Here is a 26,425-nt window from a genome sequence, read left to right on the forward strand (position 1 = left end):
GCGTCAGCCAAGGATCACTTTCTCTTCCGGCAGTTCGTAGCGGCGGGTGCGCTGCTTCAGGGCCAGGGCTGTGCCCAGCGTGAGCGGGCCGATGCGGCCGATGAACATCAGCACGCTCAGCAGCACGTGCCCGGCCAGGGGGATGTCGGCGGTGATGCCTGTGGACAGGCCGTTGGTGGCGAAGGCCGAGACCACCTCGAAGAGCACCTGGTCGAGATCGTGTGGGGTGATGACGAGCAGGATCCAGGTTGAGAGCGTGACCAGGATGACACCGAGCAGGCTGATGGACAGCGCCTGACGCTGGGTGGCCGACGGCAGCCGGCGGTGGCCGATGTTCACCCGGTGCTCGCCGCGCAGTTCCGACCAGATGATGAACAGCAGGAAGCCGAACGTGGTGACCTTGATGCCGCCCGCGGTCCCGGCGCTGCCGCCGCCGATGAACATCAGCGCGTCGGTGACCAGCCATGAGGAGGAATGCATCTGGCCGATGTCGAGGGTGTTGAAGCCACCCGATCGTGGCATGACGGCGGCGAAGAAGGCGGCCAGCATCCTGCCGGAGTCGTCCAGCGGCCCCATCGTGGCCGGGTTGCGCCACTCGGTCGCCAGGAACGCGAGTGTGCCACCGGCCAGGAGTAACCCGTTCATGCCGACCGTGACGCGGGTCAGCACGGACCAACGGCCCGGTCTCCACCAGGTACGCACCAGTTCGAACACGACGGGGTAGCCGAGAGCGCCGACGATGACGGCCAGCGCGATGGTCAGGCAGATCCACGGGTCGGTGACGAAGCGCATCAGACTGTCCGGCCACAGCGCGAAGCCGGCGTTGTTGAACGCCGATACCGCGTGGAAGAGACCGAGGTAGACGGCCCTGCCCACCGGCTCGCCGTAGCCGGTGACGAACCGTACGGTGAGCACCGCGGCGACGGTCGCCTCGCAGATCAGGCTGAAGACCACCACTCTGCGCAGTACGTGGCGCAGGTCGGTGGCGGCCACCGACTTGGTCTCCCATTGGGCTGACAGTCGGGTTCGCAGGCCGATCCGGCCCGAGACGATCACCATGATCAGCGTGGCCAGCGTCATGATGCCCAGCCCGCCCACCTTGATGAGTGCGACGATCACCATCTCGCCGAAGGTTGACCAGTGCGTCGCGGTGTCCACCACGACCAGGCCCGTCACGCAGACGGCGGAGGTGGCGGTGAACAGTGCGGTGAGCCAGTGGGAGCTGTCGCCTTCGGTAGTGGCCAGTGGGGTGCCGAGCAGCAGCGTCCCGACCACCACCGTCGCGCCGAACCCGACGACGATGACCACGGCCGGATGACGGCCACGGCCCTGCACGGCCGGAGAGCGCCGCCTCATGAAGCCGACCCAGAGGTAGGACCGCTCCCGGGCACGCCGCACCTGCTATCCATCGCGAAGCCTCCGTCACGTCGCACGGCTGAAGACGTCGCCGACCAGGCTTCCCGGCACTCCGCGCCACACCGTAGCGCAGCCGGGCACACCACCCACAACAACGGGACAACAGCCGGATCCGTAACGCCGCGCTGGAGTTGTTCGGCGCCGAAGGGGTGAGCCGGCGCGCGGTGGCCGAGCAGACCGGCCTCTCGCCGCCGGCCGGCGGCTGGAGAAGGGGGGTGCGCGAGGGCTGAGCCGCATGATGTGGTCCGGCCTCGACTCCCCCGCATCGCCACGAAGTTCGGTGTGAAATCCTCGCCGTGGGCCGAGCACGACTGCCGCTTGCCGGGCCTCGAGGCCGGGGTCAGCCGTTCTGCTGATGCCAGCGGTGCAGCAGAACGGGCAGCTCGCCGAGCAGGAAGTCGTAGAAGGTGTGCATCTGGACCAGTCTCCGACGGGCGGGATCGCCCTCATCGGTGGCGGCGATTCCGGCGGCCGCGGCCTGAAGCATGGCCTGGATGACGGTGTTCTGGCTGGTGAACAGGGTGGCCCAGGCATCCTCGCGGAGCTGGTAGTGCTCGCGGCGGCTGCCGGGGGCGGGCAGGCGTTCGATCAGGCCGACCGTCATCAGGGATTTGATCGCGCCGGAGACCGAGCCTGCACTGGCCTCCAACCGATCGGCGATCTCACCGGCGGTGACACTGTCCTGGTCGGTGAACAGGAAAACCGCCAGCGTGCGCGCGGCCATGCGCTGCAGCCCGACCTCGATCAGCGTCAGGGCCAGCCGTTCGGCCGCGCGCCACTGTTCAGGCCTGTCGTTCACGTGCGCCTCCTTCTCGGGAGACAGAATATCGAAGATACTGACATTTCAGTAATGTTTGAAGATTGGGTATAGTCCTCGCATCGACCTCTCCACGGGGGAGGACACGATGGTGTGCCGGGAAGCCTGGTCGGCGAGCAACATGTGCCGACCAGGAGACGACCCGATGACCTTCCTCAGCCCTTTGTTCGGCGGACGCCCTGCCCTGCGTCACCACGTACGCGTGCGGACGCGCTCGCGCTGCTGGACGCCGCACCGCTCGGACGGCAGCCGCGCACGGGTGTGCGGCCGTACCCCCTCCGGTGATCAGAGCTCTCCCAGCCGATACCGCTACGACCCCGCCGACCCCACCCCCACGGTCGATGGCACGCAGGTGGGCCCGTCGGCGGGGCGGAGGACAACCGCGTGAAACTTCTCGTTCTCGGCGGCACTCACCATGTGGGCCGCGCGATCGTCGAGGCCGCGCTGGAGCGCGGCGATGAGGTGAGCACGCTCAACCGCGGCATCAGCCGCCAGCCCGCGCCCGGGGTGCGGGCGCTCATCGCCGACCGCACCAACCCCGAGTGCGTACGGCGGGCGCTGCGTGATGAGGAGTGGGACGCGGTCATCGACACCGGGGCCTGGGCGCCGCGAGTGGTGCGCGAGTCCGCCCGCCTGCTGGCCGACCGGACCGGGCACTACGGGTACGTTTCCAGCCGCGGCGTACACCGCTGGCCCTGGCCCGCGGGCGCCGACGAGCACGCGCCCCTTGCCCACGGCGACCCCGGCAGCACCGACGACGCCGATTACGCCGTCGCCAAGCGCGGCGGCGAGCTCGCCGTCCTGGAATGCTTCGGCGCGCGGGCGCTGCTGGCCAGGGCCGGGATGATCCTCGGCCCGTATGAGGACGTCGGCCGCATCCCGTGGTGGCTGCGCCGCCTGGAGAAGGGCGGTCGGATCTTGGCCCCCGCCCCGGCCGAGACGCCCCTTCAGTACCTCGACGTCCGGGACCTGGCGGCCTGGATGCTCCAGTGCGCCGAACGCAGTCTCGGTGGCGCCTTCACCGTGACCGGCCCACCTGGCGCGATCACCCTAGGCGAGTTGCTCACCACGGCGCTGGAGGTCACCGGCATCGACGCCGAGCTGGTGTGGGCCGACCCGAACCTGCTCGTGCGGCACGGCCTGCCGCTCGGCGTGGAGCTCGGTCTGCGGCTGCCCGACGGCAGCGTCCCGAGCGGCATGCACGACGCCGACGTCAGCGCCGCTCTGGCCGAAGGCCTCACCACGCGCCCGCTGCGCGCGACCCTCGCCGACACCTGGACCTGGCTGCAGACAGAAGGCGACCCGGTGCCGCGCGCGGACACACCTTCACCCGACACCTGGCTGGATGCCGCCGCCGAACAGCGGCTGCTCGACCAGCTCCCCTACTGAGAGGAACTCGAAGACTTCATGCGCGCCATCATCATCGGAGCCGGGATCGCCGGCCTGGCCACAGCCCTGCGCCTGCACCAGATCGGCTGGGACACCCTCATCGTCGAACGCGCCCCGCAGCGGCGCGGCGGCGGCTACGCCGTCACCTTCGGCGGCATCGGCTACGACGCCGCCGAACGCCTCGGAATTCTGGCCGACCTGCGCGCCAAGGCATTCGACACCACCGAGCTCGTCTACCACAAACCGAACGGCGAACGCCGCTTCGCCCTCGACCGCGCCACCATCGCCGCCACCACCGGACCCCGCTCGATCACCATCCTGCGCGGCGACCTCGAGGCCGTCCTGTACGACAAGGTCCACGACCACACCGAGATCCGCTTCGGCGCCACTCTCACCGCCATCGACCAGGACAGCCGCGCCGTCCGCGTCACCCTGGACGACGGCAGTATCGAGGAGGCCGACCTGCTCATCGGCGCAGACGGCCTGCACTCGGCCACCCGCGCTCTGTTGCTCGGCCCGGAAGAGGACTTCCTGCTCGACCTGGAGCACAAGGTCGCCGTCTTCATGCTGGAGCGGCGGCCCGCCGCCATCGCACCCGGGGCGACCGGCACTCTGTCGTCCAACGGCCGCACCGCGGCGGTCATCGGCGTCGGCGACGGCCGCAACGTCGCCTTCTTCGGCTACCGCACCAGCCACGCCCGCCCCGGCGAGGACGTCGCCACCCAGTTGGAACGCGTCTACGGCGACCTCGGCTGGGTCATCCCCGAAGCCCTCGCCGGGCTCCAGCAGGCCGATTCCGTCTACTTCGACACCGTCAGCCAGGTCGTGGCACCGCAATGGAGCAAGGGCCGGGTAGTGCTGCTGGGAGACGCGGCCTGGTGCGTCACCCTGTTCGCCGGGTATGGCTCAGCGCTCGCCGTCGGCGGCGCCGACCGGCTCGGCACCGAACTGGCCGCCCACCCAGGCGACATCCCCACCGCGCTGGACGCTTGGGAGGCCGCCATCCGGCCCGAAGCCGAACGCAAACAGAAGCTCGGCCGCCGTGTCAAAGGCGTCTACGCCCCGGCGAACCCGCTCGTGTTGTGGCTGAGCCTGCTGCCGCTGCGGCTGGCCTCCCTTTCGCCGGTCCGCCGATATATGATCCGCCGCTTCATCGAGGGCTGACCCCGTAGGACACCTGGCCGGGCGAACGGCCAAGTGTCACATTCCACGTGTCTCTACCAACGCGCCCTCGGATGGGCGCGAACGTCGGCGAGCCGGGAAGCCTGGTCGGCCCGCGATGCGGGCATCGCGGAGCGAGGAGCAACTGTCCGATGCGCCCCGACCACGACCCTGCTCGCCTGCGGCATCGCCGCTGGCGTACTCGTCCCGGCACTGATCCTGATCGACGGTGCCACCCGGCCCGGGTACAGCGTCTGGCACCACGGCGCCAGCCAGGTCGGCACCGGCGAGCGCGGCTGGCTGCAGACAGTCAACTTCGTGATCGGCGGGCTCCTGCTGCTCGCCTTCGCCGCCGGGCTACGCCGTGCGCTTCGTACCGGACGCGGAGCCATCCGGGGCCCGTCCTCATCGCGGCCTGCGGCCTGGCGCTGGCCGTGGCCGGGATCGTGCCCACTGATCCCGCCCTCGGCTACCCGCCTGGCCGGCCCGAAGTGGTCACCACCGCGGGCCGTGTTCATGGGCTGGCCGGTTTGATGCTGTTCGCCGGACTGGCGGCCGCGCCTTTCGTGCTGGCGCGGAGCCTTCGTGACGGCAGCCGAGGGTGGGCGGCCTACTCACGCTGGTCGGGTGTGCTGGTCATCGCCTTCGGCGCCCGCTTGCGCCACGCGAACACCGCTACGGAGGCATGAGGATGCAGATCCTGCTCGGCCTGGGCCGGCCCTCCTTCGGCTGGTAAGGGACCGCGGTGGCCGGATACTCCGTCGTCATGTACACGGTCGACATGTACACGGCATCTAGCTGCGCCACCTGACTCAGGAACATCCGCCACCGGTCAGCCTTGGCCGGAAGCCGTACCTGATCGAAGTCGCCCGCCTGCCGGGTGGGCGAGCGGCCTGCACGGCAAGGGCGAGCCCGTGACATACAAGCGGGTCCAACCGGAGCTGGTCGTCGAGGTCCTGGTGTTCCGATGCTCGTCAGCCCCCGTCCCGGCGGAGCGCTGGAGGCCCGAACGCCTCGGCCGGGCCGAGCGCGTGGCGACCGGTCCTGGTGGGCCGACCGAGGCGGACGCCCGCCTGCCGGTTGGGACGGGGCCGGGTGTCACAGGTGGAACCAGTGGATGCGGCGGCACGCCGTGCAGACGTAGCAGGTCGCGTCGCGGTTGGCCCAGTCGAGGCCGAGAAAGGTCATCCCTGTGGTCTGGAGTTTCCAGGTGTGCACCTCGAAGACGTCGTTGTCGCAGGTGTCGCAGAGCAACATGACGCCGTGGGGAAGCCAGATCTGCCGGGGGTCGCTCATACCCGGCACGCTAGCCGGTTCCCTCTCCCGCCGGGCGCGGACGCCGTCTCACGGAGGGGGCCGCCCGGGGCTACCCTTTGTCCCCATGAGTCAGGTGCACCATGCGACGGCCCGCGCCCTGCTGCGCAGGCTGGCCGTCGAACAGGCCGAATGCAGGATCCCGTCGCTGACGGCAGCGATCGTCCGTGACGGGTCGCTCGCGTGGTTCGGCGGCCGCGGCCGCGTCGACGGCGCGGCCCCTACCGCCGCCACCCAGTACCGCATCGGGTCGATCACCAAGAGCATGGTCGCCGTCATGGTCATGCGGCTGCGCGAGGAGGGCCTGCTCGACCTGAACGACCCGCTGGAGCGGCACGTGCCGGGCACGCGGCTGGGCCACCTGACGGTCGCCCAGCTGCTCTCCCACACCGCCGGCCTGACCGCCGAGCCGCCCACCGCCTGGTGGGAGCGCACCCCGGGCATCCCGGCTGCCGAGCTGCTCGACCGAGTCGGCGCCGAGGAACTGAAGCACCGGCCCGGACGGCGTTTCCACTACTCCAACCTGGGTTTCGGCGTGCTCGGCGAGCTCGTCGCGCGGCTGCGCGGCACCAGCTGGCTCAAGGCACTGCAGGAGGAGGTGCTCGACCCGCTCGGCATGCGTGACACCACCCCGCGGCCGCGCGCCCCGCACGCCACCGGGTACGCCGTCCACCCGTGGGCCGACGTGCTGCTGACCGAGCCGGAGCACGACGCCGACGCGATGGCCCCGGCCGGGCAGATGTGGTCCACCCCGCACGACCTCGCCCGGTGGGCGGCGTTCCTCGGCGGGGAGGCCGGCGGGGTGCTGCCGGCGGCCGTCCTGGCCGAGATGCGCGAGCCGGCCATCGTCGACGACGGCGACACCTGGACCTCCGGCTACGGGCTGGGCCTGCAGCTGTCCCGCGCCCGCGGGCGCCGCCTGGCCGGGCACACCGGATCCATGCCGGGGTTCCTGGCCACGGTGTGGTGCGATCCCGGCGAGCGTGTCGGCGTGCTGTTCATGGCCAACACCACCTCCGGCATGAGCGGCGCCCTGCTCAACGACCTGCTGGACATCCTCGACGAGCACGAGCCTCGCCTGCCCGAGGAGTGGCAGCCGGTCGCCGCCGACCCCGCGCTGCTGGCTTTGACGGGGCTGTGGCACTGGGGGCCCAAGCCGTACACGCTGCGGCTTTTGCCCGAGCGGGGGCTGTCGCTGGAGCCCGTCGGCGGCGCCGGGCGGGCCTCGCGGTTCGTGCCGCAGGACGACGGGACGTGGCTGGGGCTCGACGGCTACTACGCCGGGGAGACGCTGCGGGTCGCGGCCGACCACCTCGACCTCAACACGTTCGTCTTCACCCGCGAGCCCTACGACCCGGCCGCGCCGGTGCCGGGCGGCGTCAGCGAGTGGCATGCCTGAGCCGCAGGCGGGGGGCCGCGCGCGGACGGGCGAGCGGTGGAACCACAACATCCACTACCACTCCCGCGTGCTGCGCGCGGTGCCCCGCGGCGCCGAGCGGGGCTCGACGTCGGCTGCGGCGAGGGCATGCTGGCCCGCGAGTTACGGCGGCTGGTGCCGCACGTCACCGGCCTCGACCCGCACGAGCCCAGCATCGAGCAGGCCCGGCGGCAGCCCGGCGACGTCGAGTACGTCGTCGGTGACGTGCTGAGGCATCCGTTCGAGCCGGGCTCGTTCGACGTCGTCGCGTGCGTGGCCACGTTGCACCACATGGACGCCGCCGCCGGGCTGGCCCGCATGCGCGAGCTGGTGCGGCCCGGCGGCGTGCTGGTCGTCATCGGCTGCGCCCGCTCCAGCATGCCGCGCGACCTGCCGCGTGAGCTGGCGGCGGTCGCGGGCAACGCCGTGCTCCGCGCCGGGAGGACCTACTGGGAGCATCCGTCGCCGGTGCTGTGGCCGCCGCCGGTGACGTACGGGCAGATGCGGGAGCTGGCCGCCGAGCTGCTGCCCGGCTCGGTGTACCGCCGGCACCTGTTGTGGCGTTACAGCATCACCTGGCGCGCCCCCTCCTGATCAGGCGCCGACGTAGTCGGCCAGGTGCCGGCCGGTGAGGGTGGAGCGGGCGGCGACGAGGTCGGCCGGGGTGCCCTCGAAGACGATCCGGCCGCCGTCGTGGCCGGCGCCGGGGCCGAGGTCGACGATCCAGTCGGCGTGCGCCATGACCGCCTGGTGGTGCTCGACGACGATGACCGACTTGCCGGCGTCGACCAGCCGGTCGAGCAGGGCGAGCAGCTGCTCGACGTCGGCCAGGTGCAGGCCGGTGGTCGGCTCGTCGAGGACGTACACGCCGCCCTGGTCGGCCATGCGGGTGGCGAGCTTGAGCCGCTGGCGTTCGCCGCCGGACAGCGTGGTGAGCGGCTGGCCGAGGCTGAGGTAGCCGAGCCCGACGTCGGCCAGGCGCCGCAGGACGGCGTGCGCGGCCGGGGTGCGCGCGGGGCCGGAGCCGAAGAACTCCTCGGCCTGGCTGACCGGCATCGCGAGGACCTCGCTGATGTCGCGGCCGCCCAGGCGGTGTTCCAGGACGTGGGCCTGGAAGCGTTTGCCGTCGCACTCCTCGCACGTGGTGGCGACGCCGGCCATCATCGCCAGGTCGCTGAACAGGACGCCGGCGCCGTTGCAGGCGGGGCAGGCGCCTTCCGAGTTGGCGCTGAACAGAGCGGGTTTGACGCCGTTGGCCTTGGCGAACGCCTTGCGGATCGAGTCGAGCAGCCCGGTGTAGGTGGCGGGGTTGCTGCGCCGGGAGCCGCGGATGGGGCTCTGGTCGATCGACACCACGCCCGCCTCGGCCGGGATCGAGCCGTGCACGAGGGAGCTCTTTCCTGAGCCTGCGACGCCGGTGACGACGACGAGCACGCCGAGCGGGATGTCGACGTCGACGTCGCGCAGGTTGTGGGTGGTGGCGCCGCGGATCTGCAGCGCGCCGGTGGGTTTGCGGACGGTGTCCTTCAGCCGGGCGCGGTCGTCGAGGTGACGGCCGGTGACGGTGCCGCCGGCGCGCAGCCCTTCGACGGTGCCCTCGAAGCAGACGGCGCCGCCCGCGGTGCCGGCGCCGGGGCCGAGGTCGACGACGTGGTCGGCGATCGCGATGGTCTCCGGCTTGTGCTCGACGACCAGGACCGTGTTGCCCTTGTCGCGCAGCCGCTGCAGCAGCCGGTTCATCCGCTGGATGTCGTGGGGGTGCAGGCCGGCGGTGGGCTCGTCGAAGACGTAGGTGGTGTCGGTGAGGGAGGAGCCGAGGTGGCGGATCATCTTGACGCGCTGCGCCTCGCCGCCCGACAGTGAGCCCGCGGGACGTTCGAGCGCCAGGTAGCCGAGGCCGATCTCCACGAACGACTCCAGCGTGCGCAGCAGCGAGCCGAGCAGCGGCGCCATCGACGGCTCGTCGAGGTCACGCACCCATGCGGCCAGGTCGCTGATCTGCATCGCGCAGGCGTCGGCGATGCTGATGCCGTTGATCTTGGAGGAGCGGGCGGCGGCGCTCAGGCGGGTGCCGTCGCACTCGGGGCAGGAGGTGAACGTCACCGCCCGGTCGACGAACGCGCGGATGTGCGGCTGCATCGCCTCGCGGTCCTTCGACAGGAACGATTTGTGGATCTTCGGGATGAGTCCTTCGTAGGTGAGGTTGACGCCCTCGACCTTGATCTTGGTGGGTTCGCGGTACAGGAAGTCGCGCATCTCCTGTTCGGTGAACTCGCGGATGGGCTTGTCGGGGTCGAGGAAGCCTGATTCTGCGTAGGTGCGGACCGTCCAGAAGCTGTCGGACTTCCAGCCGGGGATGGTGAAGGCGCCCTCGGCGATCGATTTGGAGTCGTCGTACAGCTGGGACAGGTCGATGTCGGAGACGGTGCCGCGGCCTTCGCAGCGGGTGCACATGCCGCCGAGCTGGGTGAAGGTCTGCTTGACGGTCTTGGCGGTGCCGCGTTCGACGGTGACGGCGCCGCTGGCGCGGACGGTGGGGATGTTGAAGGAGAACGCCTGGGGTGAGCCGATGTGCGGCTCGCCGAGCCGGCTGAACAGGATGCGCAGCATGGCGTTGACGTCGGTGGCGGTGCCGACCGTGGAGCGGGGGTCGGCGCCCATGCGCTGCTGGTCGACGATGATCGCGGTGGTGAGTCCTTCGAGGACGTCGACGTCGGGCCGCGGCATCGCCGGCATGAAGCCCTGCACGAACGCGCTGTACGTCTCGTTGATCATGCGCTGGGACTCGGCGGCGATCGTGTTGAACACCAGGGAGCTCTTGCCGGAGCCGGACACGCCGGTGAACACCGTCAGGCGGCGTTTGGGGATCTCGATGCTGACGTCCTTGAGGTTGTTCTCCCTGGCTCCGTGGACGCGGATCAGATCGTGGGTGTCGGCGACGTGCGGCTCGGGGGACGTGACCATGCTCGGGGTGTCTCCATCTCGTCGGCGGGCTCGTCAGGGGTTGGGCGCGAGTGCCTCCCGGCGGCCACGCTAGCCGGGAAGCAGGGGTGGTCGCTTCTCCGTTTCTGCTCAGCCCGCCAGGGCGGAGGCGAGGTCGGCGGCCGCTCCGGCGGGCAGGGTGCCGTGGATGAGCTCCACCCGGTGCGCGAGCCGGGGCTCGGCGAGCGCGACGCCGTGCACGCCGCGGGGGGTCGCGGAGGCGGGCAGCAGGGTCAGGCCGTGGCCGGCGGCGACGAGGGTGCCGAGCGTGTGGACGTCGTCGCCCTGGTAGCGCAGCCCGGCAGGGAACCCGTCCCCCACCAGGTCGCGCAGCCGCGACGGCGGGCACAGCGGCGTGTCCAGCCAGCGGGCGTCGGCGAGGTCGCCCAGCCGCAGCGCCGTCCGCGCGGCCAGCGGGTGGTCGGGCGGCAGCACCACGACGAGGTCCTCCTGACTCACCCCGGTGGTGGTCATGAGGCCGGCCTCGGGCAGGCGCAGCGGGTCGCTGGGCGCGGTGATGCCGTCGGCCAGGCCGAGCTCGGCCCGTCCGGCGGCGACCTCGGCGAGCACCTGTTCGGCCGGACAGGTGCTCAGCGTCAGCTCCAGGCGGGGTTCGCGGGCGCGGGCGCGGGCGAGCCGCGCGGCCAGGACGGGGTTGACGGCGAGCGGTGTGGCGGCCAGCCGCAACCGGTTGCGCGGTGGGGCGGCCGCGCGCAGCACGTCGGCGCGGGCCGCGCGCAGCCGCAGCAGCAGCGCCTCGGCGTGCTCCAGCAGCCGGACGCCGGCCGGGGTGGGTGCGACGGGGCGGCGGCTGAGCAGCGCCAGCCCGAGGTCGGCCTCCAGCGCGGCGATCTGCTGCGAGATGGCCGACTGGGTGTAGCCGAGCTCGGTGGCGGCGGCGGAGAACGAGCCGTGCCGGGCGACGGTCACGAACGTGGTGAGCAACTGAGGGTCCATCAGGAATGCTTATACCAGGTGCACGAATCATCGTTGGCGCTTATCGAGGGTGGTCGGCCACGATGGTGCCCATGAGAATCGCCCTCGTGGGGGACCGCTCCCCCGCCGTCCGTTCCCACGCCAGAATCCCGCTGATCATGGAGGCGTTGCGCGAGCGGGACGGCGTCGCGCTCGACCCGTACTGGATCCCCACCACCGACGTGACCGGCCTGGAGGGCTTCGACGGGATCTGGATCGTGCCGGGCAGCCCCTACCGCGACGAGGCGGGCGCGGTGCGGGCGGCTCAGGTGGCGCGCGAGCGCGGCATCCCGTTCCTCGGCACCTGCGGGGGCTTCCAGCACATGCTGCTGGAGTACGCCAGGAACGTGTGCGGGCTGGAGGTGGCGCACGCCGAGAACACCCCGCACGCCCGCGACGTCCTGCTCGAGCCGCTGGCCTGCTCGCTGGCCGGGCACGAGGGACGGGTCGTGCTGGCGCCCGGCTCACGGATCGCGCAGATCATGGGCGCCGCCACCACGGTCGAGTCGTACTTCTGCTCCTACGGGCTCAACGAGCGCTACACGGCGACGCTGGCCGCGCATGGGCTGGTCTTCAGCGGCCACGCCGCCGACGACGGTGCGGTGCGGGCCGCCGAACTGCCGGGCCATCCGTTCTTCCTGGCCACGCTGTTCCAGCCGGAGCTGGCCGGCCGCCCGCACCCGGTGATCTCGGCGTTCGCCGCGGCCGTGGCCGAGCGCGCGCTTCAGCGGCCCGGCGTGGCCTCCTGAGCCGCCAGGGCGGCCAGCCTGCGCAGCGACAGTCGCAGCAGGGCCGGCACGAACGGGCGCGCCGCCGCCCACCCCACCCGCCCGAGCACGCCGAAAGGCAGCAGCAGCTCCTCGGCCCACACGATCCGGCTGCCGCCCTCGTGCGGGCGTACCCGGATGACGCCGCGGCCGCGTACGAGGCGGCCGGTGTGCTCGACGTGCACCAGGGACGGCGGCTCCCAGCGGGTGATCGTCATCGTGTCGAGGAACCCGAACGGCCCCACCCCCGTGAACGCCTCCAGGGTGCGTTCGCCGGTGCGCCGGGCGGTGGTCAACACCATCCACTCGCGGTGCCGGGGCCAGTCGGTGACCAGCGCGAACACCTGCTCAGGCGGCGCGTCGACCTGCGCGGCGGCGGCCGCGTACACGGGTTTGCCCATGATTCCATCCTTGCCGATGCCCGGCCGGGCGGGTCGGGTGGCATCCCGGGCACGTCGGGCTCGGCGACCGGCAGCCTCGGCACCGGGTCGACGTACTTGGCCGGCGGCGGCGCCGGCGAGGGAGCCGGATGGTGAGCGGCGTCGTTCGGGAAGTTCTGGGAGGTACGGGAGGTCCGGTCCCGCGGGCGGCGTAGCGCACAGGTCAGGGCAATGTCGTGCGCTCCCTACCCACACGCGCCATCGCTTCGCCTGTTCGACAGCGAAAGATATGCAGGTTTCGTCTTGGCGCAGGGTCAGGTGACACGGATTGCGCGAGGCCGACGACGATGAACCACGCGTTTATTGAGATTCCGGTAGCGGCGGAGCAGAATCTCTCGATTGAGGCAGCGGCCGGCGAATCTTTGCCGCTACCGTTCGTACTGGTTTCGGTGCTGCCCTGGAATGCACATTACGGCGGTGAACGGCCGGGACCTCCGGCGGCAAATGGCCAGACGTGATCTCTTGGCGGCGATTCCAGTACGCGTTCGATCTGATCGACGAGGCGGAGCGAGGGTCTCGAATTCTAGCGCTGGGCCGCGAGAGTGATACCCAGGCCGATGAAAACGGTCCCGGTCGCGGCGTCGAGCCGGCGGCGCACCGCCTGGCGATTGCGCAGCCAGCCACCGATTCGCCCCGCAAGCATGCCGACCGTCGCGTCGGCCAGGAACTCCAAAGCGATCAACACCGCGCCCAGAATGGCGAACTGCAGCCAGACGGGCCCCGCAGGCGGGGTGACGTGATCCTGCCGCCCGGCTTGTTCCCCTCAAGCGGAGATCGGATTCGACGAACCCCTGGAGTCGAGCACCGATATCGGGGTACGAGCGTTCCGAGGTGGAGTGCGGGTGCGGTTCGACGGATTGTGGTCACGCCTGATGAGCACGCGTGCTCCTGGTGCGACGGCCTGGATACGGTTCTATGTGGGCACGATCTTCCTCTCGGAGGGCGTGCAGAAGTTCCTGTTCCCTGAAGATCTGGGTGAGGGCCGCTTCGCCAGGGCCGGAATCCCGTTTCCCGGCGTGCTGGCGCCACTGGACGGCGTGTTCGAGATCGGCTGCGGCCTGCTGCTCCTGGCCGGCCTGCTCACCCGCCCGGCCGCCATCCCGATGATCATCAACATGATCGGCGCGCTGTCCATCACCAAGCTGCCGATCCTGTGGGGGAACGCCGCACTGTACGCAGATGCGAGAGGATGGTGGGACTTCGCCCACGAGTCCCGGACCGATCTGGCGATGTTGTGTGGCAGCGTCTTCTTGCTCATCGTGGGTGCCGGACGCTACTCATTGGATGCCGTCGTGCGGCGCCGCCTGGGGATGCGCCCGGCGCAGACGGGCGGCCGGAGGTGATCGGCCAGGTCATGGATCAGAGCAGCCTGAACCGGGAGGGGCCAACTGTGCGATCAGTGCGCCGCTCGGTCACGGCGGCGTCGGGCGGCGCGTGAATCTGGGTGGTCTCGGCGGCGGCGGGCGGCCTCGATGGACACCCCGGCGTTGAGCGGGGTCGGCGGCCTTACCTGCAGCTCCTCCGGTAGGGTGCCCCATCCCGCAGCCGACGAAGATCTGCCGAGCTGGACGTCGCGGCCGGAGTGCCGGCCCGGGCCGCGGGTCAGGACTCCAGGAAACGCAGGACGGCCAGGACGCGCCGGCTGTAGCCGCCGGCGTGCGCCAGGCCGAGCTTGTCGAACAGGGAGTTGACGTGCTTTTCCACCGCGCTCTGCGACACGTGCAGCTGCTGGGCGATCGAGGCGTTGGTCAGGCCCTGCGCCATCCGCTCCAGCACCTCGCGCTCGCGCGGCGTCAGCCGCGACAGCGGGTCGACCTGCGTGGTGCGCGCCAGCAGCTGCCGCACCACCTCCGGGTCGAAGGCCGTGCCGCCGGCGCCGACCCGCTCCAGCGCGTCGAGGAAGTCGCCCACCTGCGCCACGCGGTCCTTCAGCAGGTAGCCGACGCCCGCGACGTCGGAGCTCATCAGCTCGGCGGCGTACTTCTTCTCGACGTACTGCGACAGCACCAGCACGTTGACGTGCGGCCGGCGGCGGCGGATGTCCAGCGCCGCGCGCAGGCCCTCGTCGGTGTGGGTGGGCGGCATGCGGACGTCGACCACGACGGTGTCCGGGTCGTGCGCGTCGACCGCCGCCACCAGCGCCTGGCCGTCGCCGACGGCCGCGGCCACCTCGTGGCCCTCCTCCGCCAGCAGCCGCACCAGGCCCTCGCGCAGCAGCGTGGAGTCCTCGGCCAGGATCACCCGCACGGCAGCACCGCCGTGACCTGGGTCGGGCCGCCCGCCGGGCTGCTCACCGCGAAGTCGCCGTCCAGCGCGGCCACCCGCCGCGCCAGGCCGGACAGGCCGCCGCCCGCGGGGTCGGCACCGCCGTGCCCGTCGTCGCGGACGCCGACGAGCAGCGCGCCGTCCTGTTCGCGGACCTGCACGGCGATGTGGGTGGCGGCGGCGTGTTTGGCGGCGTTCGTCACCGCCTCGCACACCACGAAGTACGCCGCCGTCTCCACCGACGTCGGCGGCCGCCGCTGCAGGCGGCAGTCGAGCGTGACCGGCACGCCCGACCGCTCGGCCACGCCCGCCAGCGCCTCACCCAGGCCCAGGGCGTCGAGGCCGCTCGGGTAGACACGCCAGGCCACCTCCCGCAGCTCGGCCAGCGCCTGCTGCGCCTCCATGTGCGCCTGCTCCAGCAGCTCGGCGCGGCCCCGGCGGGCCCGGCCGAGCAGCATCGACAGGGCGACCAGCCGCTGCTGCAGGCCGTCGTGCAGATCACGCTCGATGCGGCGGCGTTCGGAGTCGACCGCGGCGACGATGCCCGCCCTGCTCTCGGCCAGCTCGGCGATGCGCCGCTCCAGCGCCTCGGTGGGGTCGGGGGCGAGCAGCCGCCGGGCGAGGCGGCGCTCCATGGCGTGCACGCCGGCGACGCCCGACAGGACGAGGAACAGCGCCACCGTCCCGCCGACGACGAAGTAGGTGACCAGCGGCCCCGAGGGCAGCATCCCGTCGAACGGCTCGCCGCGGCTCCACGCCGCGACCAGCTCCGCCACCGTCGCGATGCCGTAGACCAGCGCCAGGACCACCAGCCCGCCGAGCACCCCGACCGGGACGCGGGCGGCCAGGTAGGCGGCGACGCGGTTCGCCCCGCCCGCCGGCGGCTCCAGCCGCAGCCGGCGGGTCTCGGCGCGGGCCAGCCGGCGGGCGGCGGCCGCGACGTTGGGGTTGCCGAGGAACGGCAGCGACAGCAGCAGGAAGGCGAGCTCGAGCACGGCGGTGAGGGCGCCGAGCGCGACCGCGCCCAGCAGGCGCAGGCCGTCAGCGGCGACCGGCATGCCGGCCCTTGCGCCGCTCGCTCAGGCGGACGACGACGAAGACCACGATCGCGACGGCGACGATGGCGATCACCACGTTGGTGCCGATGCCGACGTACTGTTCCACCAGTTCGTAGCTCTCACCGAGGTAGTAGCCGGCCAGCACGAAGATGGTGTTCCAGATGAGGCTGCCGGCTGTGGTGAGCAGGGTGAACAGCAGAATGGGCATCCGCTCGACGCCCGCCGGGACGGAGATGAGGCTGCGGAAGATCGGGATCATCCGGCCGAAGAAGACGGTCCAGTGGCCGTGGCGGCGGAACCAGACCTCGGTCTTCTCGATGTCGGCGATCTTGACCAGGGGGAGCTTGGCGGCGATGGCGAGCGTGCGCTCGCGGCCGAGCAGGGCGCCGACCCCGTACAGGGCCAGTGCCCCGATGACCGAGCCGAGGGTCGTGAACAGCAGGACGTCGAAGAGCTCCATGCGGCCCCTGCTCACGGTGAAGCCGGCCAGTGGGAGGATCACCTCGCTCGGAAGGGGCGGGAAGAGGTTCTCCAGGGCGATCGCGAGCCCGGCCCCGGGGGCGCCGAGGCTCTCCATCAGTCCAACCAGCCAGTCAGTCATGGGCTAAAGGGTAGAGAAGATCGGATGCGCCGGGAATGAAGTTTGCTTCCCTTCTCGTGCTGGGGTAAACCACAGCCCCGTCGTACCGTACACTGTACGGTCGTGACGGACCTGGTAAGGCACGCAGCCATCTTCGAGCCCGCCGACCCGCCCCGCGCCGGGCGGATCATCTTTCTGGACCCCGAAGGAGAAGCTCTTGTCACGGTCGCCGAACCCACCACCGACGGCACGGCGGCCACCAGGCAGGTGCCGGCCCGGCACCTGCCTGTCGCCGAGGCGGTCGCCGCGCTCGCCCGCGCCCGCGCCGACACCCGCGCCCACCCCGCCTCCCGCTTCTGGGGCGCGGTCGCCGTCGTGGCGCTGCAACTGCTCACCCGGGGGCGCATCCTGCCGGGCGTGTCCCCCGACGGCCACGACAGCTGGCGGGCCGGGCCGCTCGACGCCGGCGACCTGCGGCGCGTGCGCGAGCTGGCCGCCGCCATGCCCGCCGCCGCCCGCGCCGTACCCGTGAACGAGGCGGGCGAGCCGCTGCTGCCCGAGGCCGAGCCGCTCGTGCGCGCCTTCCTCGACGCCGTGGCCGACGCCATGCCGCGCTCCCCCGGCGCCGTCCGCGCCACCGGGACCCGCGCGTACGCGGCCGCCGCGCCCGTCAAGGTGCCGCACCTGCGCCGCTGGGCCGAGGAGACCTCGGCGGGGCTCGACTCCGGCGTGCGGCTGTCGCTGCGCATCGAGGCCCCGCTCCTGGACGACGACCCGGCCGCTGTGGAGTTCCGCGCCGTCGCGCAGCTGCACAGCCTCGCCGACCCCTCGCTCGTGGCCGACGCCGCCGACCTGTGGCACGAGCGCGCCACCGGCTTCTGGCCCGGCGCCCGCATCGAGGCCACCGTGGCCGTCCGCCGCGCCGCGCGCGTCTGGCCCCGGCTGGAGGCGCTGCTGGAGCGGGCCGTCCCCGACGAGCTCACGCTCTCCGACGGCGACGTCGAGGACCTGCTGTCCGGCGCCGCCGACCGGCTGGCCGCCGCCGGCGTCGAGGTGCACTGGCCCCGCTCCCTGGTACGCGGGCTCAGCGCCCGCGCCGTCGTCGGCGACCGCGACCCCGCACCGTCCGACCTGCCCTCCTTCCTCGGCGGGCAGCACCTGACCAGCTTCAACTGGCGCCTGGCCCTGGGCGGACAACCGCTGAGCGCCGCCGAGATGGACCGGCTCGCCGAGGCCCACCGCCCCGTGGTACGCCTGCGCGACCAGTGGGTGCTCATCGACCCGGCGCTGGCCCGCAAGGCCCGCCACCGCGAGCTCAAACCCCTCACCGGCATCCAGGCGCTGGCCGCCGCCCTGACCGGGACCGTCGAGGCCGACGGCGAACAGGTGCCCGTCGAGCCGGCCGCCTGGCTGGAGGAGCTGCGCCGCCGCCTGTCAGAACCGCAGGACGTCCCCGCTCCGGCCGGCCTGGCCGCCACCCTGCGCGACTACCAGCTCGCCGGGCTGCGCTGGCTGGCCCGCATGACCTCCCTCGGGCTCGGCGCCTGCCTGGCCGACGACATGGGCCTCGGCAAGACGATCACGCTCATCGCGCTGCACCTGCACCGCGGCGGCAGCGGGCCCACGCTCGTGGTGTGCCCGGCCTCGCTGCTCGGCAACTGGGAACGCGAGATCCGCCGCTTCGCGCCCGGCGTGCCCGTACGCCGCTACCACGGCGCCGGCCGCGCCCTGGCCGACGACGGGTTCGTGCTCACCACGTACGCCACGATGCGGCTGGACGCCACGCTGCTGGCCGGCCACCCCTGGGGGCTGCTCGTCGCCGACGAGGCCCAGCACGTCAAGAACCCGGCCTCCGGCACGGCCAAGGCGCTGCGCGAGATCCCCGCCGCCGCCCGCGTCGCCCTGACCGGCACCCCCGTGGAGAACAACCTGTCGGAACTGTGGGCCATCCTCGACTGGACCACGCCAGGACTGCTCGGCCCGCTGACCCGCTTCCGGTCCCGCTGGGCCAAACCCATCGAAGGCGGCGACAGCGGCACCGCCGAGCGGCTGGCCCGCCTGGTGGGGCCGTTCCTGCTGCGCCGCCGCAAGAGCGACCCCGGCATCGCGCCCGAACTGCCTGCCAAGACCGAGACCGACCGGCCCGTCGCGCTCACCACCGAGCAGGCCGGCCTGTACGAGGCCGCCGTCCGCGAGATCATGACCCAGATCGAGGGCAGCGCCGGCATGGCCAGGCGCGGCCTCGTCGTCAAGCTGCTGACCGGCCTGAAGCAGATCTGCAACCACCCCGCCCAGTACCTGCACGAGACCAGCCCCCGCCTGGCCGGCCGCTCCGGCAAGCTCGAACTGCTCGACGAGCTCGTCGACACCATCGTCGCCGAGGACGGCGCCGTCCTGGTCTTCACCCAGTACGTCGCCATGGCCCGGCTGATCGAACGCCACCTGACCGGCCGCGGTGTGAACGCCCAGCTCCTGCACGGCGGCACCCCGGTGGCCCGCCGCGAGGAGATGGTGCAGACCTTCCAGGACGGCCGCGTCCCGGTGTTCCTGCTGTCGCTCAAGGCGGCCGGCACCGGGCTCAACCTCACCCGCGCCGACCACGTCATCCACTACGACCGCTGGTGGAACCCCGCCGTCGAGGACCAGGCCACCGACCGCGCGCACCGCATCGGCCAGACGCGTCCCGTCCAGGTGCACCGCCTGATCGCCGAAGGCACGATCGAGGACCGCGTCGCCCAGATGCTCGCCGCCAAACGCTCGCTCGCCGACGCCGTCCTCGCCTCCGGCGAGGCGGCGCTCACCGAACTCACCGACGCCGAACTCGCCGCTCTCGTGGAGCTCCGATGACCCCCCGCACGAACGACGCCCGCGGCTTCGCCGCCTTCCCCCCGCAACGCGCCGGCGCCCGCTTCGCCACCACCTGGTGGGGACGCGCCTGGATCACCGCCATGGAGGACACCTCGCTCGACCAGACCCTGCTGCGCAAGGGACGCGCGTACGCCAAGACCGGCCGGCTCGGCCCGATCACCGTCAGCCCCGGCCGCATCGCCGCCGTCGCCGAGCACGAGTACGACACCGTCGTCACCGTCGAACAGCTCGGCGACGACGCCTGGCGGCGCTTCCTCGACCAGGTCGCCGCCCAGGCCGGCCACATCGCCGCGCTGCTCGACCGTGACATGCCGCACGACCTCGTCGCGGCCGCCGAGGACGCCGCCGTGCCGCTGCTGCCGGCCGTCGGCGACCTCATGCCCGAATGCTCCTGCCCCGACTGGGGGCACCCGTGCGTGCATGCCGCCGCCCTGTGCTACCAGGCGTCCTGGCTGCTGGACGCCGATCCGTTCGTGCTGCTGCTGATGCGCGGGCGCGGCGAGCGGCGGCTCGTCGAGGAGCTGCGCCGGCACGGCCCGTGGACCGGCGCGGCCCCCGCCGATGGGCCCGATGCGGCGCGTGCGGTGCCCGCCGGGCGGGCGTTCGCGGCGGAGGTGCCGCCGCTGCCGGATCCGCCCACGTTCGACGCGCCCTTCACCGCGCCGGCGCTGGAGCCGGCCGACGGCGTGGACGTGGCCGCGCTCGCCGTCCTGGCCTCCTCGGCCGCCGCCCGGGCGCGCGAGCTGGCGCTGCGCGGCCGGCTGCCGGAGCTGACCGAGCACCAGGACCACGTCCGCCTGGCCGCCGAGCACGGGGCGGGCGTCCTGCCGGAGGCGTGCGCCGTCGAGGCCTGGCGGCACGGCGGCGCCGACGGCCTCGACGCGCTCGAAACCCCCTGGAACCCGCCCGCCCGCGACCTCGCCAGGGCCCGCGCGCACCTGGAAGCGGCGTGGGAGGACGACGTCCCGCCCGCGCTCGTCGCCTGGCGCAACCGCTGGACGTTCGGCGAGAGGCAACTGCGCTACGGCCGCGACGGCCGCTGGTACCCGTTCACCAGACGCGGCCAGGAATGGTGGCCGGCAGGGCCGCCGGAACGCGACCCGGCGGCCCTGCTCACCTGACGACGGCGGCTGACGACCCGGCGGCGCCGCGCACCGCCGGGCGGCGCGTTCGCCGCCCGGCGGTGAGCGTGGCTCAGCCCGCGGGCTCGTCGGTGTGCGCGATCGTGGCCAGCACGTCGTTGAACGCCTCCGTCGAGCTCGGATGGGTGTACACCGCGTCGCGCAGCTCGGCGGCCGTGACGTGGTGCCGCATCGCCAGCGCCACCGTGTTGACGATCTCCTGGGCGTCGATGCTGAGCAGCGCGGCGCCGAGGATCTCGTCGGTGTCGGCGTCGATGACGAACTTGACCAGCCCGCGCGTCTCCTCGACCACGTGCGCGCGCGGCATCGCCACGATGTCGGCCACCGCCTGCTTGGCGACCTTGACGCGGTGCCCGGCCGCGCGGGCCTCGCGCTCGTTGAACCCGACCGTGGCCAGCGGCGGCGTGATGAACAACGTCATCGGGATCGCCATCCGGTCGGTGGTGGCGCGCCGGCCGGAGCCGTTCAGGTGGTCGAGCACGACCCGGCTGTCGTCGAGCGAGATGTAGGTGAACTGCGGGCCGCCGTTGACGTCGCCGAGCGCGAAGATGTGCGGCTGGCTCGTCCGCAGCCGCTCGTCGACCACGATCGCGCCCCGCCCGTCGGTGCGGACGCCCGCCGCCTCCAGGTTCAGGCCGCGGGTGACCGGCGCGCGGCCGGTCGCGGCCAGGACGGCGTCCGCACCGACGCTCTCGCGCCGGCCGTCGCGCTCGTAGACCACGTCGGTCTGCGAGAGGCCGTCGCGGACCTCGGTGACCTCGGCGCGGGTGACGAACTCGACGCCCTCGCCCCGCAGTACGTCGAGCGTGGCCTCGGCCACGTCCTCGTCGAGCCGTCCCAGGATGTCAGGGGCGGCCTCCAGCACGGTCACCCGGGAGCCGAACCGGCCGTAGATGGAGGCGAACTCCAGGCCGAGGTAACCGGCTCCGATGATCACCAGCCGTTCCGGCAGGTCGGGGCTGTGGATGAGATCGGTGCTGGTGACCAGGCGCTTGCTGTCGCGCAGGCCAGGGACGTCGGGCACGATCGGCTCCGAGCCGGTGTTGACGACGATGGTCTCGGCGGTGACGGTCACGTCGCCGCCGGCCTGCGCCACCTCGACGGTGTGCGGGCCGGTGAACCTGGCCCGGCCGGTCAGCAGGGTGATCGTCTCGGCGTTCTCCATGGCCTCGCGGTTGCCCGCGCGGAACTTCGACGTCAGCTCGTGAATCTCCCGTACGGACCGGGCGTACCACTCCTGCGGCGAGTCCTCCGGGCGGCGCTTGCGGGAGTGGTGGACGAGTGCCTTGGTGGGCACACAGCCGACGTTCGGGCAGGTGCCGCCGTACATCTGGTCGGACTGCTCCGCAAGGACAACCTTTTTGCCCTGTTTACCGAGTTTGGCGGCCACAGTTTTGCCGCCCTTGCCGAAGCCGACCACGAGAACGTCGGCGTGGATGGTGCTCATGGGATCTCCAGGTCTGTGCGTACAGCCGGGAATGTCGTACGGGATGTCAGCAATGTCCGGTGTCCCGTCCTTCCTCCCTACCCATCACGCCTGCTTATGGACGCCATAAGCGGGCTGCTCAGACGGCGTCCGGATCGGGGAACCCGCCGACGAACACGGCCACGTCGCGGCGGCGGGAGGCGGCCGGCCACACCGCCCACGTACGGCGCACCAGCGGATGGCCGACGAGCGGCGACCAGGAGACGTTCTCCGGCAGCGGCTGCGACCAGTTCGGCGGCGCCAGCGCGAACGACTGCCCGGCGTTGACGGCCGCCAGCTTCACCTCCGCGATCAACGCCTGCCCCTCGGGCGCGGGCGGCCCCAGGTCGAGGCCGTGGCTGCGCAGGATGGCGGTCAGCTCGTCGAACCACGCGGGGCTGCTCGGGCGCGGGAACGACACCCACGTCAGGCCGCGCAGCGCCTCCAGGCAGATGCCGTCCGGTCCGCGCAGCTCGGCCGCGTGGTCGGCGGCCAGCAGCACGCCGAGCGGCTCGCGGACGACGAGCATCGCGTCGAACTCGGGGCCAGGCGGGCGTCCGCGCAGCAGGCCGACGTCCAGCTCGCCGGCCTGCAGCGCGGCCTGCTGCGCGGCCGTCGACAGGTGCAGAGCCTGGACGCGGGTCTCAGGACAGGCCACCGCCAGGCGTTCCAGGGGCGGGCCGAGCAGGTCGGCGGGCAGCTCCAGCGGGACGCCCAGGCGCAGCACCCCGCCGGTCTCGCCGGTGTAGGCGGCCATCGTGCGCAGCAACTGGTCGTGCCGGGCCAGCATCGCGCGGGCCTCGCCGAGCAGCGCAACCCCGGCCTCGGTGGTGCTCACACCGGTGCTGCGGCGCACCAGCAGCTTGACGCCGAGGCGGCGTTCGAGGGTGTTGACCGTCTGCGACAGGGCCGGCTGGCTGATGTGCAGGCGGCGGGCCGCGGCCGACATGCCGCCCTCCTCCGCCACCGCGACGAACGCGCGCAGCTCTCGCAACTCCATGCGGCCATGTCATCACATGTCAGGATCAGACCTTGTGAGCAGGCCACCGACCGGCGTCCGCAGCCCCGGAGCCAGGACGATCGTGACCACGGCCGACGCCGCCGCCATCACCGCCATCGCCGTCGCGGGCGAGGTCTGCTGGGCGACGGTCCCCGCCACGGCCGCGCCGACGCCCTGCATCGTCATCATCCCCGACGCGTGCAGCCCGAGGGCGTGCCCGCGCAGCTCAGGCGGGGTGAGGGCGACCAGGCGGTCCTGCAGCAGCAGACTGGCCGCGAAACCGGCCGAGGCAAGCACGATCGCCGCCGCGGCCAGCGGCAGCCCCGGCTCCAGCGTGAAGACCAGGTACGGCACCGCCAGCAGCAGCCGCAGCGGGGCCGCGAGCCGTTCGCGCCACCGGTCCGGCACGAACCGGCCGACCACCAGGTCACCGACCAGCATGCCGAGCGCGGCCAGCGCGAACAGTGCGCCCGCGTGCGCCGGCGCGTACGGGACGAACAGCGCCTCACACCCGACGATCAGCCCGTTGGGCACCCACAGCGCCAGGTAGACGTAGCGGCGCGGCGCCGACGACCACAGCAGCCGGTTGCCGCGCCAGGTCGCCGCGGCCGACGGCCGGCCATCGGCCCGGGCCGGGCGGCGCGCCAGCCCGAACCGCGTGACGACCGCGCCGAGCAGGTAGAGGACGGCGGCGACCAGCAGCGTCCCGCGTGGCGACAGCACGCTCACCAGCAGCGCGCCGGTCGCGTACCCGGCGATCTGCAGGAGCCCGACCGACATGTTGAGCACCGAACGCCCGAGCAGGTACCCCTCGCGCGGCAAGATGTCGGTGAGCAGCCCGTAGCGCACGCCGCCACCCAGCGAGGACGCCAGTCCCAGGCCGAACAGCAGGGCGAGAGCCACGCCCACCGGCAGGCCGGGCACCGCCAGCACCGCCGTACCTGCCGCGAACACCGCCGCGAGGCCGCTCATGGCCGCGCGCGGCGGCAGCCGGTCGGCGGCCGACAGCAGCACCGTCGCCCCGACCACCTGCGCCAGCGAAGGACCGAACATGCTGAGCGCCGCCAGCAGCGGCGAGCCCGTCTCGGCGTAGACGAGCGTGCCGAGGGCCAGCCCGCTCACGGTGGAGGCCGCCGTCTGCGTGGCGGATGAGACGAACAGCACCGAGAACTCCGGCACCCGAAACAGATCACCATATGTACGCATACGGGGGTTCTATGGTGAACCCCGGGAACGTCACGAGAGTTTCGCGGAGAGGCGGAACATGGGCTACTGGGAGGTCAGCGCCGACACGCTGGCGCGCGGCCGGTTCACCGTCTCCGCGCTCGCCGAGACGCTCGCCGCAATGATCCTGCTGACCGACGGCCGGCCCGCCCACCCCGGCGAGCGGGCCTGGCTCGACGAGCACCGGCCCGCCTACCGGCGACGGCTGGCCGACGACCCGGTGCTCGGGCTGCTCGTGCGGGCCGCGTCGGCCACCCACTGGATCCCCGACTTCCTCACGCCCGCGCCCCCGGCCGCGGAGACGACGTTCGACGACGAGCTCGCCGTCATCCGCGACACCCCGCCCGCGGCCGCGCAGGCGGACCTGGCCGTCGCGCTGGGCGGGCCGCCACCGGCCGCGCTCGACCGCCCCGACCTGCCCGTACGCGCCGCGGAGCTCGTGGAGTGGGTGTGGCGCGAGACCGTGCAGCCGACCTGGCCGCGCCGCCGCCGGATCATCGAGGCCGACATCGTGTCCAGGACCGAGCGGCTCAGCCGGGGCGGCTGGGCCGCGGCGCTGACCGACCTACGGCCCGGGATGCACTGGCTGGGCGACGGCAGGCTGCAGATCAACGCCCACAACTATCCGCCGCGGCGGCTGGACGGAGCCGAGCTGCTGTTCGTGCCCGTCGTCCCGGACCGGGCGTGGGTGGCCTGGCGGCTGCCGGACCGGTACGCGCTCATCTACCCCTGCTCCGGGCAGCTCCTGTCCGAACGCCGGGCCCCGGCCGCGCTGGCTCGCCTGCTCGGGGCCGGCCGCGCGAACGTGCTCGTCCTGCTCGACAGCCCCAGGACCACCACCCAGCTCGTGGCCCTGACCGGGCAGGGCCTCGGCTCGGTGGGACGGCACCTGCAGGTCCTGCTGGACGCCCGCCTCGTCCGCCGGCGGCGGTCCGGCCGGTCAGTGCTGTACTGGCGTACCGCTACGGGTGACGCGCTCGTGGCCGACCAGGATTCAGGGCATTCCGGGCAGTAGACGGCTCGCCCGTGTGGGTCGCAGCGTGGCGGAATGTTAGCGCCTGTCGTCTCTCGCGCCACTGGTCGCGTCACCAGCGCCGGGGCGAGGATCCTTCCATGTCATTCGTGCTCTCCCCCTCGCCCGCGTCGGCCGAGCAGGCCGTCGCCCACTTCGCCGCCAAGCTCGCGTACGAAACCGATGTCAGCGACGTCCACAACGACCTGGAGGCCGGCGCACCGGGGCTCGCGGTGGTGGACACCCGCGGCCTCGACGCCTGGGAACAGGGGCATCTGCCCGGTGCGATCCACCTGCCCACCCGGCAGATCCCGGCAAGGGCCACGCAGGAGATCCCCGCCGGAGTCGTGGTGGTCACCTACTGCTGGGGACCAGGCTGCAACGGCTCCACCAAGGCGGCACTGGAGTTCGCCAAGCTCGGCTACCAGGTCAAGGAGATGATCGGCGGCTACGAGTACTGGGTGCGCGAGGGCTTCCCGGTCCGCACCCCGGACGGCTTGCGGCGGCGCCAGGGAGACGACCTGACGGTGGTCCCGACGGGAGCGACGTGTGACTGCTGAGCCGACGACCCGGCAGATCACACCCGCCCCCATCTCGCGGTCCGGGAGCCGGCGCGGCTTCCAGGCATGCCGCATGCTTCGGCTGCCCACTGTCCGCACCCAGTTCCCCGACCTGGCTGAGGCCGCCGCCCGCGAGCAGATGTCCTACCGTGACTTCCTCGCCGAGCTGCTCATGGCCGTGTGCGACGACCGAGCCCGCCGCCGTTCCGAACGGCGCATCAAGGCCGCTGGGTTTCCCCGTGAGAAGTCCTTGCGTGCCTTCGACTTCGACGCCAACCCGAACGTCGACCCTGCCGTCATCAACACCCTCACCACCTGCGATTGGGCGCCGATATGGCGAACACATTGGCGGCCAGGTTTCCGGCGGCCTGGCGGGTATGGGCGGTGCTGCGCCAAAGCTGTCGCTGCGAGAGGGTACGGGCTGGTAGATCACGTGTCCGCGATCGGCTCATCGCCCAGCCCTTGTGGCACGGGCAGGCGGCTCAGCGGCGGCAGCATCGCCCGCTGAGTGTCGGGTACCTCGGCGTACTGCTGGACATGGCACATCCTGGCGGATCCCGACGGCAACGAGTA

24 protein-coding genes and 1 pseudogene are annotated in these 26,425 nt (G+C 72.4%); 12 read left to right on the forward strand and 13 right to left on the reverse strand.

What is annotated here, in order from left to right; all coding sequences use genetic code 11:
- Nucleotides 1-3: 3 nt before the first annotated feature.
- A complete protein-coding gene (locus BLR04_RS19515) occupies nt 4-1,398 on the reverse strand; it encodes a TrkH family potassium uptake protein (protein WP_342672284.1) in 1,395 nt (464 codons plus the stop codon).
- Nucleotides 1,399-1,756: 358 nt separating this feature from the next.
- A complete protein-coding gene (locus BLR04_RS19520; protein ID WP_176903179.1) occupies nt 1,757-2,215 on the reverse strand; it encodes a GbsR/MarR family transcriptional regulator in 459 nt (152 codons plus the stop codon).
- Nucleotides 2,216-2,617: 402 nt separating this feature from the next.
- On the opposite strand from BLR04_RS19520, the gene BLR04_RS19525 reads away from it, so the two are divergent.
- From BLR04_RS19525 to BLR04_RS19535, 3 genes and pseudogenes are all read left to right on the forward strand, one after another.
- Complete coding sequence (locus BLR04_RS19525; protein ID WP_090767024.1) at nt 2,618-3,622, forward strand: NAD-dependent epimerase/dehydratase family protein; 1,005 nt, start codon at nt 2,618-2,620, stop codon at nt 3,620-3,622.
- An 18-nt stretch (nt 3,623-3,640) separates the two neighbouring features.
- Nucleotides 3,641-4,786 carry an FAD-dependent oxidoreductase gene (locus BLR04_RS19530; protein WP_090767027.1) on the forward strand — a complete coding sequence of 382 codons (1,146 nt, stop codon included), beginning with the start codon at nt 3,641-3,643 and terminating at the stop codon, nt 4,784-4,786.
- A 33-nt stretch (nt 4,787-4,819) separates the two neighbouring features.
- A pseudogene (locus BLR04_RS19535) lies at nt 4,820-5,472 on the forward strand (DUF998 domain-containing protein).
- A gap of 409 nt (nt 5,473-5,881) precedes the next feature.
- Here the strand turns inward: BLR04_RS19535 and BLR04_RS19545 are convergent.
- Entirely contained in the window at nt 5,882-6,079 is a 198-nt protein-coding gene (locus BLR04_RS19545) for a hypothetical protein (RefSeq protein ID WP_090767032.1), read from the reverse strand.
- A gap of 85 nt (nt 6,080-6,164) precedes the next feature.
- On the opposite strand from BLR04_RS19545, the gene BLR04_RS19550 reads away from it, so the two are divergent.
- Together BLR04_RS19550 and BLR04_RS19555 are read left to right on the forward strand one after the other, a co-directional pair.
- On the forward strand, nt 6,165-7,496 hold the full coding sequence (locus BLR04_RS19550; protein ID WP_090767034.1) for a serine hydrolase domain-containing protein: 1,332 nt from the start codon (nt 6,165-6,167) through the stop codon (nt 7,494-7,496).
- A 126-nt stretch (nt 7,497-7,622) separates the two neighbouring features.
- Nucleotides 7,623-8,108, forward strand: coding sequence for a class I SAM-dependent methyltransferase (locus BLR04_RS19555; protein ID WP_245740347.1), 486 nt, complete (start codon nt 7,623-7,625; stop codon nt 8,106-8,108).
- Here BLR04_RS19555 and BLR04_RS19560 read toward each other — a convergent pair whose 3' ends face one another.
- Together BLR04_RS19560 and BLR04_RS19565 are read right to left on the reverse strand one after the other, a co-directional pair.
- The gene (locus tag BLR04_RS19560; protein ID WP_090767036.1) at nt 8,109-10,478 is read right to left on the reverse strand and encodes an ATP-binding cassette domain-containing protein; all 2,370 of its coding nucleotides are present in this window, start codon (nt 10,476-10,478) and stop codon (nt 8,109-8,111) included. It lies immediately after the preceding gene.
- 108 nt (nt 10,479-10,586) lie between these two features.
- The gene (locus tag BLR04_RS19565; protein ID WP_090767038.1) at nt 10,587-11,453 is read right to left on the reverse strand and encodes a LysR family transcriptional regulator; all 867 of its coding nucleotides are present in this window, start codon (nt 11,451-11,453) and stop codon (nt 10,587-10,589) included.
- Nucleotides 11,454-11,524: 71 nt separating this feature from the next.
- On the opposite strand from BLR04_RS19565, the gene BLR04_RS19570 reads away from it, so the two are divergent.
- A complete protein-coding gene (locus BLR04_RS19570) occupies nt 11,525-12,220 on the forward strand; it encodes a CTP synthase C-terminal region-related (seleno)protein (protein ID WP_245740348.1) in 696 nt (231 codons plus the stop codon).
- Here BLR04_RS19570 and BLR04_RS19575 read toward each other — a convergent pair.
- Nucleotides 12,196-12,639 (reverse strand): SRPBCC family protein, encoded by a 444-nt coding sequence (locus tag BLR04_RS19575; RefSeq protein ID WP_090767043.1) that lies wholly within the window; start codon nt 12,637-12,639, stop codon nt 12,196-12,198. The genes BLR04_RS19570 and BLR04_RS19575 overlap by 25 nt on opposite strands.
- A 562-nt stretch (nt 12,640-13,201) precedes the next feature.
- On the reverse strand, nt 13,202-13,363 hold the full coding sequence (locus tag BLR04_RS19580; protein ID WP_176903181.1) for a hypothetical protein: 162 nt from the start codon (nt 13,361-13,363) through the stop codon (nt 13,202-13,204).
- 157 nt (nt 13,364-13,520) lie between these two features.
- Here BLR04_RS19580 and BLR04_RS19585 point away from each other — a divergent pair, with 157 nt between their 5' ends.
- Nucleotides 13,521-14,021, forward strand: coding sequence for a DoxX family protein (locus BLR04_RS19585; protein WP_218129068.1), 501 nt, complete (start codon nt 13,521-13,523; stop codon nt 14,019-14,021).
- A gap of 259 nt (nt 14,022-14,280) precedes the next feature.
- Here BLR04_RS19585 and BLR04_RS19590 read toward each other — a convergent pair whose 3' ends face one another.
- From BLR04_RS19590 to BLR04_RS19600, 3 genes are read right to left on the reverse strand one after another with little or no spacing between them, the layout of a single operon-like run.
- Nucleotides 14,281-14,925 carry a response regulator gene (locus BLR04_RS19590; RefSeq protein ID WP_090767045.1) on the reverse strand — a complete coding sequence of 215 codons (645 nt, stop codon included), beginning with the start codon at nt 14,923-14,925 and terminating at the stop codon, nt 14,281-14,283.
- On the reverse strand, nt 14,916-16,001 hold the full coding sequence (locus BLR04_RS19595; RefSeq protein ID WP_090767047.1) for a sensor histidine kinase: 1,086 nt from the start codon (nt 15,999-16,001) through the stop codon (nt 14,916-14,918). The genes BLR04_RS19590 and BLR04_RS19595 overlap by 10 nt, the downstream gene beginning before the upstream one ends.
- Nucleotides 15,985-16,602 carry a DedA family protein gene (locus tag BLR04_RS19600; RefSeq protein ID WP_090767050.1) on the reverse strand — a complete coding sequence of 206 codons (618 nt, stop codon included), beginning with the start codon at nt 16,600-16,602 and terminating at the stop codon, nt 15,985-15,987. Before BLR04_RS19600 ends, BLR04_RS19595 begins: the two co-directional genes overlap by 17 nt.
- A gap of 102 nt (nt 16,603-16,704) precedes the next feature.
- On the opposite strand from BLR04_RS19600, the gene BLR04_RS19605 reads away from it, so the two are divergent.
- Together BLR04_RS19605 and BLR04_RS19610 are read left to right on the forward strand one after the other, a co-directional pair.
- A complete protein-coding gene (locus tag BLR04_RS19605; protein ID WP_218129069.1) occupies nt 16,705-19,428 on the forward strand; it encodes a DEAD/DEAH box helicase in 2,724 nt (907 codons plus the stop codon).
- Nucleotides 19,425-20,570: an SWIM zinc finger family protein gene (locus BLR04_RS19610; RefSeq protein WP_090767052.1), complete on the forward strand. Its 1,146-nt coding sequence runs from the start codon at nt 19,425-19,427 to the stop codon at nt 20,568-20,570. Before BLR04_RS19605 ends, BLR04_RS19610 begins: the two co-directional genes overlap by 4 nt.
- 73 nt (nt 20,571-20,643) lie before the next feature.
- Here BLR04_RS19610 and BLR04_RS19615 read toward each other — a convergent pair whose 3' ends face one another.
- The 3 genes from BLR04_RS19615 to BLR04_RS19625 all read right to left on the reverse strand — a co-directional run bounded on the left by BLR04_RS19615 (nt 20,644) and on the right by BLR04_RS19625 (nt 24,235).
- Nucleotides 20,644-22,038 carry a dihydrolipoyl dehydrogenase family protein gene (locus tag BLR04_RS19615; RefSeq protein ID WP_090767057.1) on the reverse strand — a complete coding sequence of 465 codons (1,395 nt, stop codon included), beginning with the start codon at nt 22,036-22,038 and terminating at the stop codon, nt 20,644-20,646.
- A gap of 118 nt (nt 22,039-22,156) precedes the next feature.
- Entirely contained in the window at nt 22,157-23,056 is a 900-nt protein-coding gene (locus BLR04_RS19620; protein WP_090767060.1) for a LysR family transcriptional regulator, read from the reverse strand.
- A 12-nt stretch (nt 23,057-23,068) separates the two neighbouring features.
- Entirely contained in the window at nt 23,069-24,235 is a 1,167-nt protein-coding gene (locus tag BLR04_RS19625; protein ID WP_245740349.1) for an MFS transporter, read from the reverse strand.
- A gap of 85 nt (nt 24,236-24,320) precedes the next feature.
- Here BLR04_RS19625 and BLR04_RS19630 point away from each other — a divergent pair, with 85 nt between their 5' ends.
- From BLR04_RS19630 to BLR04_RS42405, 3 genes are all read left to right on the forward strand, one after another.
- Complete coding sequence (locus tag BLR04_RS19630; protein WP_090767066.1) at nt 24,321-25,295, forward strand: ArsR family transcriptional regulator; 975 nt, start codon at nt 24,321-24,323, stop codon at nt 25,293-25,295.
- A 98-nt stretch (nt 25,296-25,393) separates the two neighbouring features.
- On the forward strand, nt 25,394-25,852 hold the full coding sequence (locus tag BLR04_RS19635) for a rhodanese-like domain-containing protein (protein WP_090767069.1): 459 nt from the start codon (nt 25,394-25,396) through the stop codon (nt 25,850-25,852).
- A complete protein-coding gene (locus BLR04_RS42405; RefSeq protein ID WP_218129070.1) occupies nt 25,842-26,360 on the forward strand; it encodes an ATP-binding protein in 519 nt (172 codons plus the stop codon). The genes BLR04_RS19635 and BLR04_RS42405 overlap by 11 nt, the downstream gene beginning before the upstream one ends.
- Nucleotides 26,361-26,425 lie beyond the last annotated feature (65 nt).

This window comes from Nonomuraea maritima (genome assembly GCF_900100395.1).
GTDB classification, from domain to species: Bacteria; Actinomycetota; Actinomycetes; order Streptosporangiales; family Streptosporangiaceae; genus Nonomuraea; species Nonomuraea maritima.

Excerpts from the sequence above, each read along its gene's own strand:
- BLR04_RS19530 (WP_090767027.1), top strand. The coding sequence starts at position 3,641 with ATGCGCGCCATCATCATCGGAGCCGGGATCGCCGGCCTGGCCACAGCC.
- BLR04_RS19545 (WP_090767032.1), bottom strand. The coding sequence starts at position 6,079 with ATGAGCGACCCCCGGCAGATCTGGCTTCCCCACGGCGTCATGTTGCTC.
- BLR04_RS19550 (WP_090767034.1), top strand. The coding sequence starts at position 6,165 with ATGAGTCAGGTGCACCATGCGACGGCCCGCGCCCTGCTGCGCAGGCTG.
- BLR04_RS19555 (WP_245740347.1), top strand. The coding sequence starts at position 7,623 with ATGCTGGCCCGCGAGTTACGGCGGCTGGTGCCGCACGTCACCGGCCTC.
- BLR04_RS19560 (WP_090767036.1), bottom strand. The coding sequence starts at position 10,478 with ATGGTCACGTCCCCCGAGCCGCACGTCGCCGACACCCACGATCTGATC.
- BLR04_RS19565 (WP_090767038.1), bottom strand. The coding sequence starts at position 11,453 with ATGGACCCTCAGTTGCTCACCACGTTCGTGACCGTCGCCCGGCACGGC.
- BLR04_RS19570 (WP_245740348.1), top strand. The coding sequence starts at position 11,525 with ATGAGAATCGCCCTCGTGGGGGACCGCTCCCCCGCCGTCCGTTCCCAC.
- BLR04_RS19575 (WP_090767043.1), bottom strand. The coding sequence starts at position 12,639 with ATGGGCAAACCCGTGTACGCGGCCGCCGCCGCGCAGGTCGACGCGCCG.
- BLR04_RS19595 (WP_090767047.1), bottom strand. The coding sequence starts at position 16,001 with ATGCCGGTCGCCGCTGACGGCCTGCGCCTGCTGGGCGCGGTCGCGCTC.
- BLR04_RS19600 (WP_090767050.1), bottom strand. The coding sequence starts at position 16,602 with ATGACTGACTGGCTGGTTGGACTGATGGAGAGCCTCGGCGCCCCCGGG.
- BLR04_RS19610 (WP_090767052.1), top strand. The coding sequence starts at position 19,425 with ATGACCCCCCGCACGAACGACGCCCGCGGCTTCGCCGCCTTCCCCCCG.
- BLR04_RS19615 (WP_090767057.1), bottom strand. The coding sequence starts at position 22,038 with ATGAGCACCATCCACGCCGACGTTCTCGTGGTCGGCTTCGGCAAGGGC.
- BLR04_RS19620 (WP_090767060.1), bottom strand. The coding sequence starts at position 23,056 with ATGGAGTTGCGAGAGCTGCGCGCGTTCGTCGCGGTGGCGGAGGAGGGC.
- BLR04_RS19630 (WP_090767066.1), top strand. The coding sequence starts at position 24,321 with ATGGGCTACTGGGAGGTCAGCGCCGACACGCTGGCGCGCGGCCGGTTC.
- BLR04_RS19635 (WP_090767069.1), top strand. The coding sequence starts at position 25,394 with ATGTCATTCGTGCTCTCCCCCTCGCCCGCGTCGGCCGAGCAGGCCGTC.